Source organism: Streptococcus oralis (assembly GCF_026782235.1).
Taxonomy (GTDB): domain Bacteria; phylum Bacillota; class Bacilli; order Lactobacillales; family Streptococcaceae; genus Streptococcus; species Streptococcus oralis_CC.
Map to the genome: position 1 here is coordinate 132,092 of NZ_JAKUWE010000003.1, position 15,066 is coordinate 147,157.

The 15,066-nt window shown below is 36.7% G+C and carries 21 protein-coding genes, 1 tRNA gene and 1 pseudogene; 11 read left to right on the forward strand and 12 right to left on the reverse strand.

Annotated features, from left to right (window positions below; genetic code table 11):
- Positions 1-125 precede the first annotated feature (125 nt).
- From MK396_RS04170 to MK396_RS04210, 9 genes are all read right to left on the reverse strand, one after another.
- Entirely contained in the window at positions 126-479 is a 354-nt protein-coding gene (locus MK396_RS04170) for a type II toxin-antitoxin system RelE/ParE family toxin (protein WP_268723754.1), read from the reverse strand.
- Complete coding sequence (locus MK396_RS04175; RefSeq protein WP_268723755.1) at positions 469-753, reverse strand: type II toxin-antitoxin system RelB/DinJ family antitoxin; 285 nt, start codon at positions 751-753, stop codon at positions 469-471. Before MK396_RS04175 ends, MK396_RS04170 begins: the two co-directional genes overlap by 11 nt.
- Before the next feature lie 231 nt (positions 754-984).
- Entirely contained in the window at positions 985-1,443 is a 459-nt protein-coding gene (locus MK396_RS04180) for a hypothetical protein (RefSeq protein WP_268723756.1), read from the reverse strand.
- Between the two features lie 164 nt (positions 1,444-1,607).
- Complete coding sequence (mobV, locus tag MK396_RS04185) at positions 1,608-2,849, reverse strand: MobV family relaxase (RefSeq protein ID WP_268723757.1); 1,242 nt, start codon at positions 2,847-2,849, stop codon at positions 1,608-1,610.
- Between the two features lie 318 nt (positions 2,850-3,167).
- Positions 3,168-3,569, reverse strand: coding sequence for a hypothetical protein (locus MK396_RS04190; protein ID WP_001220478.1), 402 nt, complete (start codon positions 3,567-3,569; stop codon positions 3,168-3,170).
- Positions 3,570-3,604: 35 nt separating this feature from the next.
- A complete protein-coding gene (locus MK396_RS04195) occupies positions 3,605-4,480 on the reverse strand; it encodes a replication initiation protein (protein WP_268723758.1) in 876 nt (291 codons plus the stop codon).
- A gap of 304 nt (positions 4,481-4,784) precedes the next feature.
- Complete coding sequence (locus MK396_RS04200; protein ID WP_268723759.1) at positions 4,785-5,426, reverse strand: hypothetical protein; 642 nt, start codon at positions 5,424-5,426, stop codon at positions 4,785-4,787.
- Between the two features lie 2 nt (positions 5,427-5,428).
- Positions 5,429-5,761, reverse strand: a complete 333-nt coding sequence (locus tag MK396_RS04205) for a replication initiator protein A (protein WP_268723760.1) — start codon at positions 5,759-5,761, stop codon at positions 5,429-5,431.
- Positions 5,762-5,766: 5 nt separating this feature from the next.
- A complete protein-coding gene (locus tag MK396_RS04210; RefSeq protein ID WP_000138228.1) occupies positions 5,767-6,045 on the reverse strand; it encodes a hypothetical protein in 279 nt (92 codons plus the stop codon).
- 152 nt (positions 6,046-6,197) lie between these two features.
- Here MK396_RS04210 and MK396_RS04215 point away from each other — a divergent pair, with 152 nt between their 5' ends.
- Together MK396_RS04215 and MK396_RS04220 are read left to right on the forward strand one after the other, a co-directional pair.
- The gene (locus MK396_RS04215; protein WP_268723761.1) at positions 6,198-6,764 is read left to right on the forward strand and encodes a helix-turn-helix domain-containing protein; all 567 of its coding nucleotides are present in this window, start codon (positions 6,198-6,200) and stop codon (positions 6,762-6,764) included.
- Between the two features lie 64 nt (positions 6,765-6,828).
- Positions 6,829-7,987, forward strand: a pseudogene (locus MK396_RS04220) (tyrosine-type recombinase/integrase).
- Between the two features lie 104 nt (positions 7,988-8,091).
- Here the strand turns inward: MK396_RS04220 and MK396_RS04225 are convergent.
- Entirely contained in the window at positions 8,092-8,334 is a 243-nt protein-coding gene (locus tag MK396_RS04225) for a type B 50S ribosomal protein L31 (protein WP_000710762.1), read from the reverse strand.
- Between the two features lie 95 nt (positions 8,335-8,429).
- A complete protein-coding gene (locus MK396_RS04230) occupies positions 8,430-9,365 on the reverse strand; it encodes a DHH family phosphoesterase (protein WP_268723762.1) in 936 nt (311 codons plus the stop codon).
- Positions 9,366-9,468: 103 nt separating this feature from the next.
- Between MK396_RS04230 and MK396_RS04235 the strand changes: the two genes are divergently transcribed.
- The 6 genes from MK396_RS04235 (at position 9,469) to MK396_RS04260 (ending at position 11,570) form a co-directional block, all read left to right on the forward strand.
- Positions 9,469-9,912 carry a flavodoxin gene (locus MK396_RS04235; protein WP_001162125.1) on the forward strand — a complete coding sequence of 148 codons (444 nt, stop codon included), beginning with the start codon at positions 9,469-9,471 and terminating at the stop codon, positions 9,910-9,912.
- A 117-nt stretch (positions 9,913-10,029) separates the two neighbouring features.
- Positions 10,030-10,296 (forward strand): chorismate mutase, encoded by a 267-nt coding sequence (locus MK396_RS04240; RefSeq protein ID WP_268723763.1) that lies wholly within the window; start codon positions 10,030-10,032, stop codon positions 10,294-10,296.
- On the forward strand, positions 10,293-10,667 hold the full coding sequence (gene crcB / locus MK396_RS04245; RefSeq protein WP_268723764.1) for a fluoride efflux transporter CrcB: 375 nt from the start codon (positions 10,293-10,295) through the stop codon (positions 10,665-10,667). The genes MK396_RS04240 and crcB (MK396_RS04245) overlap by 4 nt, the downstream gene beginning before the upstream one ends.
- A complete protein-coding gene (gene crcB / locus MK396_RS04250) occupies positions 10,661-10,990 on the forward strand; it encodes a fluoride efflux transporter CrcB (protein ID WP_268723765.1) in 330 nt (109 codons plus the stop codon). Before crcB (MK396_RS04245) ends, crcB (MK396_RS04250) begins: the two co-directional genes overlap by 7 nt.
- 118 nt (positions 10,991-11,108) lie before the next feature.
- The gene (gene rplS / locus MK396_RS04255) at positions 11,109-11,456 is read left to right on the forward strand and encodes a 50S ribosomal protein L19 (protein ID WP_001068669.1); all 348 of its coding nucleotides are present in this window, start codon (positions 11,109-11,111) and stop codon (positions 11,454-11,456) included.
- A 42-nt stretch (positions 11,457-11,498) separates the two neighbouring features.
- Positions 11,499-11,570, forward strand: a tRNA-Arg gene (locus MK396_RS04260).
- A gap of 120 nt (positions 11,571-11,690) precedes the next feature.
- Here MK396_RS04260 and MK396_RS04265 read toward each other — a convergent pair.
- Entirely contained in the window at positions 11,691-12,050 is a 360-nt protein-coding gene (locus MK396_RS04265; RefSeq protein WP_268723766.1) for a hypothetical protein, read from the reverse strand.
- 113 nt (positions 12,051-12,163) lie between these two features.
- Here MK396_RS04265 and MK396_RS04270 point away from each other — a divergent pair, with 113 nt between their 5' ends.
- From MK396_RS04270 to MK396_RS04280, 3 genes are all read left to right on the forward strand, one after another.
- Positions 12,164-12,907 (forward strand): response regulator transcription factor, encoded by a 744-nt coding sequence (locus MK396_RS04270; protein ID WP_268723767.1) that lies wholly within the window; start codon positions 12,164-12,166, stop codon positions 12,905-12,907.
- 9 nt (positions 12,908-12,916) lie between these two features.
- Positions 12,917-14,224 carry a sensor histidine kinase gene (locus tag MK396_RS04275; protein WP_268723768.1) on the forward strand — a complete coding sequence of 436 codons (1,308 nt, stop codon included), beginning with the start codon at positions 12,917-12,919 and terminating at the stop codon, positions 14,222-14,224.
- Between the two features lie 167 nt (positions 14,225-14,391).
- On the forward strand, positions 14,392-15,063 hold the full coding sequence (locus tag MK396_RS04280; RefSeq protein ID WP_268723769.1) for an ABC transporter ATP-binding protein: 672 nt from the start codon (positions 14,392-14,394) through the stop codon (positions 15,061-15,063).
- Positions 15,064-15,066 lie beyond the last annotated feature (3 nt).

Consider the following 15,066-nt stretch of genomic DNA (forward strand, 5'->3'; position numbering starts at 1 on the left):
ATCAACGTTTCTAAAGGGAAAATAGCTGTAAAATATTATATATATAGCGTATTGTTAAACCAAGACGGTACCAAAAAGGTACCAAAAATTAAGGTTTCGGAGCTTATAAAATAAAGAAAGATGTCTCAATCAGTTGAGCTTTTTTTATTGCCTTTTTGTAGCAAAGTGACATAGTCGCTCTTTGTGTGGAATAGGTGAGATAAAAAAACAGTGTTTCGGTTTTGGTCGATGAAGTAAAGCAAAACATATTGGTCAATAATTTTTCCTCGTGTGGGATACTTGCTGTTAATCTTTACTCCGATTTTCTCATCAGCATCAAAACCTGCTTCAGGAAAGATTTCTAAACTTTTTAAGCTGTCTAAAATTTTAGTCACAGTATTTTTGGCAGATTGAGGGGATAGAAGTACCGTAGCTATATAGTCGTGTATATTGTCGATAGCTTCCTCGACCTCTTTTGAAGCAATCACTTTATAAGCCATAGCGTGCCCTCATATTGTCTAGGGAAGTGCCTTCTCCTGACTCGTATTCTCTCAAGGCACGTTCAGATTGGGCTTGTAATTCCTCAATCAACTGTTCTCTATGTAGATCTTCGGCCGTCTTAATAGGCAAATCTTGCTCCAGGACTATTTGCTCCACAAATAAAGAAATAGCATCTGTCATTGTCATCCCCTTTTCCTTGATAATATTTCGAGCTTGTTCCATAGTGGCTTCATTCAGTTTAAAATTGTATTGTTTCGATAAAGTTATAGCCATTATATATCTCCAATCTATACGTTATAGATTGATTATATACTAGATATAGATTTTAATCAAGAAAAAAAGTTCTGTTTGATAACAGAACTAAGTTATTTCAATAGACGTCGTAGCGCTTTAGTTGACTGTCGTACAGAGCGATCAAGAAAGCGTAATGCAGAAAATGCAAGCATCCAACCAAATAGTGTTTTTCTCATAGCGTTACCTCCTCACTAAATAGTATACCACAGCTTATTTTTTAACTGCGATTCCCTCGATGGTCTTCTTTTTGAAAAAATCGATTTTTTCAATCGGAGTTATATTGCGGTATGTTTTGATAAAATCACGATAAATCAGATACTTTTTATCAGGATCAAGTAAGTCATTAAAGAGGTTAATAACTCCAGTTTTGAAGATATCAATATCCTCAATAACAAGAAGAATATAAGGTGATTTTTGTATTAGATGGATGTTATAGTTATCCTTGAGACGAATTTCTAAAACATTGATAGCCAGGGCATTTGACCAAAACGATTCTCCCTGTTTATCTGAGGTAAAATAAGGCTCAATAATGCTAAGTGGATAGGCTGATGGTATATAGTTTCCAGTGATTTCTTTAAAAACTGACTGTAGGAAACCCAGTAATATTTTTCCAGAAAATGTAGCGGGTTGTTTAATTTTGTGTACTAAAGGTTTGTTAATATTGTTCATCTTTTTCTCCTTGTTCATTTATTCCATGGTTCTCTTGACAACAAGTAACCTAGTCTTTTTTAGACTTTGGCAATCGGTCGTCAGCTTTTCAGCCTGACGACTCGACTGTCTTTAGTCTAAAGTCGACTAGCTTGTTATCAAGAGACTTTCACGGCATAAAGTGCTTAAAATATATTTTTTTCAATCATGTTTTTAAAGCTCCGAGCGATTGACATAATGGTTATTCTTGGTGGACGTATTTGATTTATGACATGTAACATTCTGCTGAATTCTTTAGGATGCATGTAATTTCTTGCTGTTTTGCGCCAAAACGCAAGTTTTTTATTTACAGAATTTAATTGTTCACCCAATCGTTTTACACTTTCATTGAGTTTTCTATTTGCGTGTTTTAGGTTATCGACTTCTGATTTTAGTGTACGATTTTCAGATAATATGTGATCACTCTTCATCAGTTTTTTAGCTAAGTTATTCTGTTTAGAAAGTGATTGCTGTAATTGCTGTTCAAGGTTGCTGTTTTCATGCCTTAGCCTATTATTATCCAGGGCATGTTGGGAGACTGTATGAAAGAGTCTGTCATAGGTTGTTTTATCCATTTTTAGTTTTCCGTCAAATGTACGTCTGACTAATTTGTCTTTTTTCATTTCTTCAATCTGTAGAGGTTGAATAGACTCCAAAACAGCTATATCATCTAGTAAAGCATCTTTCTCTTTTTCGTGTTGCTTGATTTTTTCAGTAGCTTGCTTTTCCTGTTTTTCTAGTTGCTTTAGTTTTTCGGTTTTATCAACTATCTTTTTATCAGTATCATCTAGTAAGCGTTGCTTTTCTTTAAATTCTGCTGTTTCGAGGTGTTTCTTCTTGCTATCAGACTCCCCACGTTGCAAATTATATCCGTGTTTGTTCAGGTATCTAGGAAATGCTTCCTGGATCTCTTTCAGTTGGTCACGACTGCCAAATAATGACTTAGAGCTTAACTTGCCATTTTGCATAGGTACAAGTCCTAAGTGCATATGTGGCGTACTCTCGTCAAGATGTACCATAGCATAAGCGATATTACTATTACCGTATCTTTCAGCAAAGAAATTTTTTGCTGTTTCAAAAAAATTCTTAATCTGATCTGGACTCATATTTTCAAAAAATGCCTTGTCTGATGTAATAATCCATTCATTACACAAAACGGCATCTTTACGTAGAGCACGTTTGGAAATTTTATTATCGTTGATGTATTGTTTAATCTGCCTATCGTATGGGATAGAGCGGTCACGGTCGGTTAATTCATAATTTAGGTGAGTCTTTTCTGGGTCAATATCTTTGTTCGAGTGATTTTCAAAAATTCGTTCATTGTGACGATAGGCACCACCAAGATTTCCAGATTTCATTTTTTGCATCCTAGCTACTGCATAACTCATAGTTTGTTCTCCTTTCTCGGCTCAAAGGGTCGCCGAGCTGGTGGCGAAAGATTGCCACCAGGACTAAGTAACCCATAGGGTAGATTTTTTCCTGAAGGATCGGCACGACTTCCATGTAAAGTGTAAACGCACTACACTTTACTCCGTAAATGTGCGTTCTCCGAAGGGTCTTGCAGACGGCACATCGCTCCGAATACAGGAGCGACATCGAATCACCTCTCGAGCCACAAGAGGAGTTTCGACTATACTCGCCGAAGCGAGTAGGGCACTCTATCAGTGCCCCAGGGTCGGACGCTTCGCATTGTCCGACAAATGCCATCAGAAGACGGCAAAGGCTAAAGCTACAAGGAAAGCTATAGATACAGTAGTCAGTGCAATCATTAAGTAAAATCGATGTTGTTCCAATCGTTCAGCATAATCTGCCCAAGCTTTTAAATTTTGTTGCTCACTCTTCCTATAGCCTTTCAATAGTTGCAAATCTTGTTCTAGTTGTTTGCCTTGTTCTTTAGCCTCCTCTAATTCTTTCTCAAGTTTAATCACATCATTTTCAAAATGATAATCTTCAAGTATTCTAATGCCTATTAAATCAAGGTTTTCAACCTTTTGATTGTCTAGGTATAAATGACCTTTCAACCTCTCTTTATATTTTGGAGATCGTATCCGTTTATAGATGGATTGACTACTAACTCCCAGGCTATCAGCGTAGTCTTTTATTCTCATTTTAGGCCTCGTAACTCCTTGTTAATACTGGATTTTCAACCAAATGGTTGAAAGCTATTTTTTGTTTCTCTTCCCCCATAATAAGCAAGCTGTTTTTCTAATATTGGTCGTTCATGTTTTAATAAATCTTTCATCAATTTCAGATAGTCAATATCAGATGTTTTATAGGTCTGTAAAAGTTTCTTGTATTTTGTACGTGTGTTTTTACTGACTTTGTTCCAGATTCCTTTATCACGAGTAAGGGCAAGTAAGTAAAGTTGAGCCTCTATGCCTAAACCTTCAAAGTTAAACGGTTTAAAGATAACAGAGTCAACGACTTCAAATATTTCTTCAACCGAGCGACTGCGGAGCTGAAATTCTAAGCGCCACCAATGCTGGAACTGCTGGGCAAATTTCTTGTCTTCATCAGAGCCATTTTCTAATTGTTCAACTTTTTTGTTATAGAGTCTGATTTGCTTTTCTGACCTGGAGGCGCCTAGATATTTAGTTTCTAGTTTTCCATTCTGGTCTCTCCATTCTTTGGTAGCAGTAGGGCGGCCTTTCTTTTCAAGAATAAACTCACTACAATCAACTTCAAATATATCAAAAGCTAAATCGACTCGAGAGATTGCAATATCTTCAAGATATGGTATAATTGTATCTAAGATATTAATATCAATCTGTCGGAGTTTATTGGGGTTAAACTCTATCCTGAAAGGGCGAGCATTAAAGGCTTGTCCTTTTAATTTGTCGTAGTCTAGGAGGAGTCTAACGTGACTTCCGTCCCGAGTGATTGCTCTAAACATATCAGTCATTGCAGTCTGGACGATAATGGCTGTATGATTTTCTATCAAACTTTTGAGATCAAGGAGTTTGATAGGTTTGATATAAGCTGTAATAGTGATGTTGTCCAAGCTAACTTTTAATTCCAAATCAACCTCCTTTCTTGTAGAGGTCGCCTATCGGCGCCTCTTTTTTGTCTGCGCAAAAACCTCCGTAAAATGACATTCTTGGGGGAGCAACCCCAAGCCGACTTCGTCGGACCATTTTCATTTTGCTACGGTCAAACTTGCCAAAAAAATGGGTGCAGTAAAATCCCACGAAATGGGAACATAGCGGGCTGTTAGCGGGCTGTTAGAGGGGCCCGCGTTATAAATTTTGAGAAAGCTCAAAAATTTAGTCTCAAAATACCATTTTCAAAATATTTTCATAGTTGTTTTCATAGCTGCTTTAGGACTAAAAATTTTGTAAATCTGAAACAGATTTTTGAAAAAGGTCAACTCTTTCAATCAAAAATATTTCTAGGATTTTTTCGATGATATCTTCAGGGGGAATCTGCTTGTTTTTCTTGTATTTAAAGAATCGGTCTTTAGCTTTTTTCATTTCTCCTAAATCATCAGACACATCAGCAAATAGCAACTTATGCAATTCAAACCAAGGCAATTCAGATTGTTTACGGACAATCTCAAAATTTCTCCAAAAACGTCTGCCTTCATCTAGCTTTTCAAATTTCCTAAATAAATTCTCTCGTTCTGCTTTACGGTACTCTTTTGGCAAGAGTGTCCCAACATATTCTGGAGTCATGTTCGAATAAATGGCTTCTTTTGTTACAACAATAGGGAGTTTTAAGGAACTATCAACGTCTTTCAAAATCTTTCTAACAAATTGACTAAGTGTAATTTGTGTATTTAATTTATACTTCAACATCTTAGTACTTAACAGTTCAAATATATCAGTTGACCTAAAAAGCCATTCCATCAGCGTTTTAGTATCTATATCTTTACTTGAGAATACTTGATATTCAAGCTGATAGCTATCCAATCGTGACTGGATAGCTTGATTAAGTGCTGTATCTTTTCCAAAGTAAATCTTTATCATATTTACACCTCGTTAATATAAGTCATGTATGGTAAGTTATGGTTATAATAGCTTGTATTCCATTGCCGTTCACGTTCAATTAAGTTGACAGATTCCAAGCGTTGTAAAACGGCTACCATAGTCGTTCTAGCGCAAGAAAATTTTTTGGTTAGATCTTCAATTCTATATGCTAGGTAAATATTTCCTTCATCATCTACCCAACCTTTCTCTATTGCCTCTTCTTGTTTGTTTCTTAGCACAGAATAGACAATAACATCAAGGGGTATCAAATCCTTATAGAAATCGTCTTGAAATAATACTTTAGGTATTAAGTAATAATCATCACAGTAATCCATATTTCTCACCTTTCATATTGTTGTAGCCATTGTGCTACCTTGTGTTTATCGTACAGGGTCACTCCGTCAATGACCATGTGGGGCATGCCTTCGCGTTGCCATTTGACAACGGTAGTAGTGGATACATCAAGCCAACGGCACAAGCCTGCCATACGTAGCATGGGTTTATAGAGCTCCTGGTCCTCAAAAGCTTTTTCGATGGCTTTCTGAAGCATGGTATCGTAACGGGCAAGCAACTTCTTTTCGGTTGCTTTTGGGAGGTGGATGGTAAAGTTTTCTGTCATATTCTGACCCCTTTCTTAATTTTATAAGCTCCGAATCAAATACACAAATGTGTATCTTGAATTAAATTATAATCTCTTTTATGTTTTGTGTCAAGAGTTTTTTCTCTTTTGTGTAATTTGTGTTATAATATGTCAAAAAGGAGGATTATTATTTGACAAACTTTCAAACACTTGTTAAAAACAGTAAATTATCTCTTAAAGAAATAAGTGAGGCTACAGGTATAGGCTACTCTACTCTCGGAAATTACAATCAAGGGAGTAGAAGTCCAAATGCTAAAAATGCGCAAATTTTATCAGAATACTTTGGCGTGTCTATCCCTTACTTGCTGGGGATTGATGATAACCCTGTATTAGTCAATCCAGGATCAGCCAAAGAAATTTTTAAAGGCTTCGCCAAAGTGCTTCAGGGAAAAAGTACGATTGAAAATAAAATCACTCAATGGACTCCATTTGGTGATGAACTTGCAATTATACTTAAAGAACTCAATCAGTCAGAGGCCTTGTCTGATTACATTGATTTTCTAGCAAGTAAAAAAGGCTTCAAACCTGTTTTGGTTAAAGCTATTAAGGAATTTATAGCTGATGAGAAACAAGGCCTTATCCCTTTCCTGATTAACAAATCAGGAGCAGAAGACTCCCCTTATCATTATGTCTGGGAGGCATGGGTAGAGAGTCCTGAATACAAGAGACGGCAAGAAGAGAAAAAGAGTAAGAAATAACTGACAATCATGATTTCTTTATTTTATAAGCCCCGAAACCTTAAAAAATAAAGGAGAAATTAGAATGTCTATTATTAAATATAAGGCTAAAAAGTCTAAATCAGGGTATCTTTATAAGGTCAGAATCTACAGGGTGATTGATGGCAAACGTAAAGACTTCTTTAAAGGCGGTTTTAAGAGCCTTAGAGAGGCTAGACAGTATGAAGCTATGATTTACCACAAAAAAGCGTTAGGCGACCTCTCAGGGCTTCTGAGAGCCTCTGAGAGACGTTTTGATGAAGTTTTTGAGGAAATGGTTCAAAACTTATCAAAACACAGTAGAGAGGACGACAAGCGTCCGTACAGATGATTTGTTTAGAATCCATATCTTGCCAGTTCTTGGAAAGATGAAAATTTCCCAAATTACTCCTTGGCAATGCCAGAACTTTATTACCGAAAAAGGTCAGACTTTTAGAAATATCAAACAGGTAAAATCTTATACTAGCCAAGTGTTTGATTTTGCTTTGAAAATGAAATGGATTACAGACAACCCAATGAAGCAAACGATACTCCCCAAAAGAGAGCGGAAGAAGTCAGAGAACTTCTTTAGCGTTGAGGAGTTGCATGAGTTTTTAGCCATTATTAAGGCAGAAGAGCCTTATAAAAACTATGCCTTATTTCGTTTGTTAGCCTATAGTGGCTTAAGGAAAGGGGAGCTGTATTCTTTGAGGTGGTCTGACATCGATTTTGACAATCAATTACTTTCTATCAGCAAAAATCTTGGTAGAATCAAAGGGAAAGCAATTGAGAAAAGCACTAAAAACAGGTTTTCCATACGGCAAATCCCTTTAGATACTGAGACAGTCTCGATTTTGAAAGAGTGGAAACAAAAGAGCAGAAGAGAAAAGGGGCAACTGTCAGTTACCCCATTGATTGATAGTGATTACATGTTTACGTTTGTTGGCCGAGACGGAAAGATAGAACCTTTATATCAGGATTATATCAATAGTGTACTGAAGCGCATTATCAGGAAACATGGCTTGAAGAAGATAACTCCTCATGGTTTCAGACATACTCATGCTACCTTGATGATTGAAGTAGGGGTTGACCCTGTCAATGCGGCCAAAAGGTTAGGGCATGCAAGTAGTCAGATGACCCTGGATACTTATAGCCATTCTACAGTAGCAGGAGAGAAGAAAGCTATCACAAAATTTGTAGATTACCTGGATAGTGCAAAAGGTTAGTTTTCCAAGACGGTACCAAAAACGGTACTAAAAATAAAAAAAGCCAATTCCAATTTCTTGGAAAAGGCTTTGTATCAACGTTTTTAAGCAATAAATGCGGTTGATTATTTGAGACCGTATTTTTTGTTGAAACGATCCACGCGTCCATCTGCTTGAGTGAACTTTTGACGTCCAGTGTAGAATGGGTGTGAGTCTGATGAAATTTCCACACGGATCAATGGGTAAGTTTCGCCTTCGAACTCAACAGTTTCGTTAGAGCGTTTTGTTGAACCGCTAAGAAATTTGTAACCAGTAGTTGTGTCCATGAAGACAACTGGGCGATATTCTGGATGGATATCTTTTTTCATTTTGCAATATTTCCTTTCTGCCATGGTCTCTTTGCGAGCCATAGATTGTTACCATATTAGTCTATCAGATTCTGAAAAGTTTGGCAAGTATTTTATCAGTTTTTAAGCAAGTTTTTTAACTTTTGATAGATGATTTCGTTTTCTTCTAGACTATAGGAATTGGCGCCACTAGCTAATGGATGTCCTCCTCCGTCGTGTTCTTTGGCAATCTCATTGATAGGAGTGATTTTACTGCGCATACGCACACGGAAGTGACCATCAGCTTGTTCAACAAAGATAGCCCAAGCTTTAACGGTATCAATTCGACCAGGTGCTCCAACAATCGCAGCTGTTTCAGCATCCGTAACCTTATATTTTTCCAAGATGTCTTGAGTAAGCAGAACGCGTGCAGCCCCATTATCATCAACTTCTAAGTGATCATAAACATACCCTTGCAATTTTGCAATCTTGAAGCTCATGGTATCCATTTGACGAGACAATCCAGCAAAGTCAAAATCAACTTCTCGGAGCTGGCCAGCTATTCTAAAGGTACGGGCACTAGTTGAAGGGTAGAGAAAACGCCCTGTGTCCCCGACAATTCCTGCATAGAGGAGTCGTGCTGCTTCGCAAGACAAAGCCAGCTGATTTTCTTGAGCAAATAATGCAATCATTTCACTGGCACTGCTTGAACTTGTATCCACCCAAGATAGGTCACCATAGATATCATCATTTGGATGGTGATCGATTTTGATGGTGAAAGCAGCTTGTTCATAGCGTTTATCATCGATACGAGGACGATTTGCTGTATCACAAATAATAGCAAGAGCTTCGTGGTAGTCACTATCTTGGACAGTATCCATTTCTGCCATCCAAGTTAGAGTTGGTTCGTTAAAACCGACTGCTTTGATGGTCTTTTCTGGAAAATGGTGTGTGAGAAGAGCTTTCAAGCCTACCTGACTCCCTAAGGCATCTGGATCTGGTTTCATATGACGATGAATGATAATCGTGTCGTATTCTTTGATTTTCTCTAAAATTTGCTGGCAAATTTCCATAAATAACCTCAATTCTTTCTCATTTCATTGTAGCACAAGAATTTTTATTTTTAAAATGAAAAAGATATGATATAATGGAGAAAGATAAATTGAGGAGGACGATATGGCATTAGCAAAAATTGTATTTGCCAGTATGACCGGTAATACCGAAGAAATTGCAGATATTGTAGCAGACAAATTACGTGACTTGGGCTTGGATGTCGATGTTGATGAATGTACAACTGTTGACGCTTCAGATTTCTTGGAAGCAGACATCGCTATCGTTGCAACCTATACTTATGGTGATGGAGAATTGCCTGATGAGATGATGGACTTCTACGAAGACCTAGCAGACCTCAACTTGAATGGCAAAATCTACGGAGTTGTTGGCTCAGGTGATACCTTCTACGACGAATTCTGTAAGGCTGTCGATGACTTTGATCGTGTATTTGTCGCGACAGGAGCAGAAAAAGGTTCAGAGTGTGTTAAAGTGGACCTCTCTGCCGAAGAAGAAGACATCGAGCGTTTGGAACAATTCGCAGAAGAATTGGCTGCAAAAGTAGGATAAGAATCAAATTGCGCTGACTGGAAGAAGTCAGTGCGTTTTTTTATTAGTTATTTTGGGATTTTACTAGCCTATTTGGTAGCTTTTTGATACAATAATTCAAATAAAGGAGGAGACTGTATGAACTTAGATATGATTCGGCAAGAAATTGATCAAATCGACGACCAAATCGTTAAGCTCCTAGAAGAACGAATGCATTTGGTTGAGGGAGTAGTTGCCTATAAGAAAGCCTCAGGAAAACCTATTTTAGATACTAAGAGAGAAGAAGTCATTTTTGAAAAAGTCAGAAATCGAGTAGAAGATAAGCGCTATCAGGAGACCATTGTTGCGACTTTTTCAGACATTCTCAAACGTTCGCGTGATTATCAGGATCAAAACATTAAATGAAAAAAGAACAATTTTATCCGCTAGGAATTTTTCTGGCTGCAATGGTGGGAGGCCTTATCCGCTATCTCATTTCCACTTGGTTACCAGCTAGTCCCGACTTTCCTTGGGGTACCCTCCTTGTCAACTATCTGGGCATTTTCTGCCTGATCTATCTGGTAAAAGGCTATCTGGCCCATAAGGGAACTAGTAAAGGCTTGGTTTTGGCGCTGGGGACGGGTTTTTGCGGAGGTTTAACAACCTTTTCTAGCTTAATGCTTGATGCTGTGAAATTGCTCGATACCGGGCGTTATCTTAGCTTAATCATCTATCTGCTTTTGAGTATTGGAGGAGGTCTGCTATTGGCTTATGTTCTAGGGAGGAAGAAATGGTAATCGTTTATCTTACAATCGCCTGCGGGTTCGGAGCCCTGGTACGTTATTTCTTTTCACGCTATAATCAAGCTTCTAAATTGCCCCTAGGAACTCTTATAGCCAATCTTCTCGGTTGTTTTTTGATTGGCTTGCTCTACAATCATGTGGAGTCTAAGGAAGTCTATGCTATCCTAGCGACAGGTTTTTGTGGAGGTTTGACGACCTTTTCAACCTTGAATGACGAGCTGCAAAGACTTTTAAGTGACAAGAAGGTATTTTATAGCTATTTAGTCATAACTTACATAGGCGGCTTTCTAGCGATTTTTTTAGGAATTCTGCTATAAATTTCTTTACTTTTAGGTAGAAATTTGGTAAACTGTATCCTGTGTGTAATGGACGCACAAAAATACAGTTTATCCGCTGAGGAAGGTTCCTCAAGATTGACAAAGATAGGAGAATAAAATGAATCCATTAATCCAAAGTTTGACTGAAGGTCAACTTCGTACAGATATCCCATCATTCCGTCCTGGTGACACTGTTCGTGTACACGCGAAGGTTGTCGAAGGTAACCGTGAACGTATCCAGATTTTTGAAGGTGTTGTTATCGCACGTAAAGGTGCTGGCATCTCAGAAAACTACACAGTTCGTAAAATCTCTAACGGTGTAGGTGTTGAGCGTATCTTCCCAATCCACACTCCACGTGTTGAAAAGATCGAAGTTGTTCGTTACGGTAAAGTACGTCGTGCGAAATTGTACTACTTGCGTGCACTTCAAGGTAAGGCAGCTCGTATCAAAGAAATCCGTCGTTAATTCGACTAAAAAACTCTGCTTACCCAGCAGGGTTTTTCTCTAGCTCCCTTAGTTCAATGGATATAACAACTCCCTCCTAAGGAGTAGTTGCAGGTTCGATTCCTGCAGGGGGCATTTTTTGTTGCTTTTAAAGTTGAGAAATGTTGATATATCAATGTTTCTCAACTTTTTATACCCCAAAAAGTGAAAAGTCTTTAGAAAAGAGTTTAGATTCCCCATGACTTTTTCAAGAATTTAATCAATTTTAGGTTGAAATAAAAACTCTAAATACTCATTCAATTCATCAATCACCATAAATAGTGGTTGTTTTGTATCCACAATTCCAAATAGTTCTAGATGGGCTTCAAAGATTTCAGAGTAGTTAACGTTGGGAGCAACTAAAATGATTTTTGCATGAAGATGCTGTCGTCGAATTCGGTTTACCGTGGTTGACAACTTACAAGGAGCAGTAATTGTGATAAAATAAAACCAATTCCTTTTGGTGTGAAGTTGTATCATTGGGAATGTAGAATGAATGGTTACAGGTAGTTTATGTTGTCTGATATATTTTTTCAGAACCAGAAGTAACCAATGATATTGTATCCATTGAATCATATCTTTCCTCCAATCGAATTTATTGTACATGGAGTGAAAGTATTCATTTTGAAAATGTCATAAAAGGATAGAAATCTGTCATATTCGGCATCTATCCTAAAGGAGGAAAGTCAATGTTAAGTATTTTCGTATTAGAAGATGAGTTGTTGCAGCAATCTCGTATCGAGAATGTGATTCAGGAACTGATTGCTCAAAAATCATTACAATGTAAACCTCCGAAGATTTTTGGCAAACCTCATCAACTAGTGGAAGCAATCACTGAAAGAGGCTCACATCAATTATTCTTCTTAGATATTGAAATTAAAGGGGAAGAAAAGAAAGGCCTGGATATCGCAAAAGAAATTCGAAAGAAAGACCCGAATGCGACAATCGTGTTTGTCACGACTCATTCAGAGTTTATGCCAATTACCTTTAAGTACAAGGTAGCTGCACTTGATTTTATTGATAAATCACTTTCGGAAGAAGAGTTTACAGAGCGTATTTGTTCCGCTATCGAATATACGATTGAAAAAGCAGGAACAACTGTTTCTGAAGATGCTTTTACTTTTGAAACTGCGATGGCTCATGTTCAAGTGCCATTTAATAATATTTTGTATTTTGAGACTTCTCCAACGATACATAAGGTGATTTTACATACCAAGGATGAACGATTAGAGTTCTACGCAAGTATTGCAGAGATAGAAAAAGCAGATCCACGCTTATATCGTTGTCACCGGTCTTTTGTGGTAAATCCTGCTAATATCGTGAAAATCGATAAAGAGGAAAAGCTTGCTTTATTTGAAAATAATGATAGTTGCTTGATTTCCCGTATGAAATATAAAGGACTTCTTGAAAAAGTAAAGACACTAAAAAGTTAGGATGATTTGATGGAATTATTTTTAAATGTAGCGAATGTTTATTTGAAAATACTGGCACAGATGTTGATTTTTAAACAGATTAGTGAATTGCCGATAAAACGGAAATGGTTCTTGATAATACCAGCCGCCTTTGTGGGTCTCTTTATCGTAGTGCCACCGATAGCTTATTTTGGTTCTTTTATTATGTATATTGCATATTGCTTTATTATTAATAAAGGTCAGAATCAGATAATGAATTTGTTTTATGGTTTGTATCCAGTTATTGTTGAAAGTCTATTTGGTCGTATGTTGAGCTATAATGTGTTCCCAATGTTAGGAATTACAGTATTTAATGAAGCGACGATTAGTGGATATGATATTCTGATTGAATTGTTCATTTTCCCAACGTATTTACTCATTATCCGTTCATTAAAAATTGACTTTAAAGATTTAAAAGAAGGATTTAAGCGTCAATATTTTAATACGATTTTACTGCTAATTAATCTATCGATGATACTCTATATCATCTTAGTTTCTTTGCTTGTTGTTTTAAGAAATCAATTGACAGATGCAGATATGTGGAGAGGACATCTTAATAATCTTTATATTATTTTATTTTTCATTATGCTCTTATATGTCAATGCAACTTCGAAAGAAAAACTCGAACAAGAAATTGTAGCGCAGAAAGACCATCAGTTAAAAGAATTATCGAATTATAGTCATCATGTTGAATCTCTTTACAGTGAAATTCGCAGTTTTAGACATGACTATCTCAATATTTTAACGAGCCTGAAACTAGGAATAGAAAATCAAGACTTGCATGCAATTCAACGTATTTATGAGGACGTTCTGAAAGAAAGTGGAAAATCATTTTACGATAAAAAATTTGATATCGCACGGCTTAGTAATATTGAAAATGATGCCGTTAAAAGTGTATTATCTGCAAAATTGTTAGAGGCACAAAATAAAGGGATTGTTATTACAGTTGAGGTTGAAGAACCGATATATGATTTTAAGATAGAAATTTTAGATTTCATAACAATTTTATCAATTCTATGTGATAATGCGATAGAAGCAACTCAAAAAGCTAAACCCTCTAATCTTTCCGTAGCATTAATTAAGAGTGAAACGGCATTGATTGCGGTGGTTGAAAATACGACCGAAGCTGAGAAGGTGGATGTGAGTCATTTGTTTGAATGCGGTATATCTACAAAAGGAGACAATCGCGGTCTTGGACTCTATAATGTACAACAAATCATGGATCGTTATCCAAAGTGTTCAATCAGCACTAAAAGTGCAAACTACCAATTTTCTCAAACAATTACTTTTATTCAATAAATGAATTTATCTAAACTAAATAGTAATTGCTATTTAGTTTTTTTGTGCTCTCATGATAAAAAATACCGTTTGTGACATTTCAGTGACCGTTTTTGATAATTTTATTTTCTGTGGAAGCAGATATAGTAAACTAAATCCATAAATAATACAAACGCCTGGAGGCTTATATGTTTAAAGTATCAGAAATCAAGAAGTCATTTAAAAATAAAGAAGTTTTAAAAGGTGTTTCCTTCACGATAGAAGAGGGAGATAAAGTTGCCTTACTTGGGAATAATGGGGCAGGAAAAAGTACACTACTAAAGATTATAGCCGGTCAACTGCAAGCAAATGCAGGGCGTATCGAAACAACCCTTGATTTTCAAACAGAAATCGGCATGATGCCACAAGGAGATATTTTGATTGATGATTTGAAAGTGGGAGATTTAGTATTGCTCAAGTGCTATATGAATCAATTAGAAGATATCGATATCGATGCATTACTGAAAATGGTGGAATTAGAGGAATTTAAGAATCAATATGTTATGGGTCTTTCCGGCGGACAAAAGAGACGTTTTTCATTATTATTAACGATTTTAAATGAACCGCGACTAATCTTTCTTGATGAACCAACTACCGGAATGGATTTAGAGTCTGTTGATAATTTCTGGCATCTTTTAGAAGAGCAAAAGTTTACGTCGGTGGTCGTTACTCACGACTTTAACCAAATTGATCATTTCTTTACGAAAGTACTGATTTTAAAAGATGGCCGTATTGCTGCACAGGAAAGTGTAGAAGATATTCATCGTAAGGGCCAAACAATCGAACAGTTCTATAGAGAACAAGTGAAAATGGAGGGATAATGA

What these genes read in the sequence shown, in the direction of transcription:
- MK396_RS04270 (WP_268723767.1), top strand. Translation starts at nt 12,164, where the DNA reads ATGTTAAGTATTTTCGTATTAGAAGATGAGTTGTTGCAGCAATCTCGT.
- MK396_RS04190 (WP_001220478.1), bottom strand. Translation starts at nt 3,569, where the DNA reads ATGAGAATAAAAGACTACGCTGATAGCCTGGGAGTTAGTAGTCAATCC.
- MK396_RS04175 (WP_268723755.1), bottom strand. Translation starts at nt 753, where the DNA reads ATGGCTATAACTTTATCGAAACAATACAATTTTAAACTGAATGAAGCC.
- MK396_RS04210 (WP_000138228.1), bottom strand. Translation starts at nt 6,045, where the DNA reads ATGACAGAAAACTTTACCATCCACCTCCCAAAAGCAACCGAAAAGAAG.
- MK396_RS04200 (WP_268723759.1), bottom strand. Translation starts at nt 5,426, where the DNA reads ATGATAAAGATTTACTTTGGAAAAGATACAGCACTTAATCAAGCTATC.
- MK396_RS04280 (WP_268723769.1), top strand. Translation starts at nt 14,392, where the DNA reads ATGTTTAAAGTATCAGAAATCAAGAAGTCATTTAAAAATAAAGAAGTT.
- MK396_RS04230 (WP_268723762.1), bottom strand. Translation starts at nt 9,365, where the DNA reads ATGGAAATTTGCCAGCAAATTTTAGAGAAAATCAAAGAATACGACACG.
- MK396_RS04180 (WP_268723756.1), bottom strand. Translation starts at nt 1,443, where the DNA reads ATGAACAATATTAACAAACCTTTAGTACACAAAATTAAACAACCCGCT.
- rplS (WP_001068669.1), top strand. Translation starts at nt 11,109, where the DNA reads ATGAATCCATTAATCCAAAGTTTGACTGAAGGTCAACTTCGTACAGAT.
- MK396_RS04240 (WP_268723763.1), top strand. Translation starts at nt 10,030, where the DNA reads ATGAACTTAGATATGATTCGGCAAGAAATTGATCAAATCGACGACCAA.
- MK396_RS04265 (WP_268723766.1), bottom strand. Translation starts at nt 12,050, where the DNA reads ATGATTCAATGGATACAATATCATTGGTTACTTCTGGTTCTGAAAAAA.
- MK396_RS04205 (WP_268723760.1), bottom strand. Translation starts at nt 5,761, where the DNA reads ATGGATTACTGTGATGATTATTACTTAATACCTAAAGTATTATTTCAA.
- crcB (WP_268723764.1), top strand. Translation starts at nt 10,293, where the DNA reads ATGAAAAAAGAACAATTTTATCCGCTAGGAATTTTTCTGGCTGCAATG.
- MK396_RS04235 (WP_001162125.1), top strand. Translation starts at nt 9,469, where the DNA reads ATGGCATTAGCAAAAATTGTATTTGCCAGTATGACCGGTAATACCGAA.
- MK396_RS04225 (WP_000710762.1), bottom strand. Translation starts at nt 8,334, where the DNA reads ATGAAAAAAGATATCCATCCAGAATATCGCCCAGTTGTCTTCATGGAC.
- crcB (WP_268723765.1), top strand. Translation starts at nt 10,661, where the DNA reads ATGGTAATCGTTTATCTTACAATCGCCTGCGGGTTCGGAGCCCTGGTA.
- MK396_RS04275 (WP_268723768.1), top strand. Translation starts at nt 12,917, where the DNA reads ATGGAATTATTTTTAAATGTAGCGAATGTTTATTTGAAAATACTGGCA.
- MK396_RS04170 (WP_268723754.1), bottom strand. Translation starts at nt 479, where the DNA reads ATGGCTTATAAAGTGATTGCTTCAAAAGAGGTCGAGGAAGCTATCGAC.
- mobV (WP_268723757.1), bottom strand. Translation starts at nt 2,849, where the DNA reads ATGAGTTATGCAGTAGCTAGGATGCAAAAAATGAAATCTGGAAATCTT.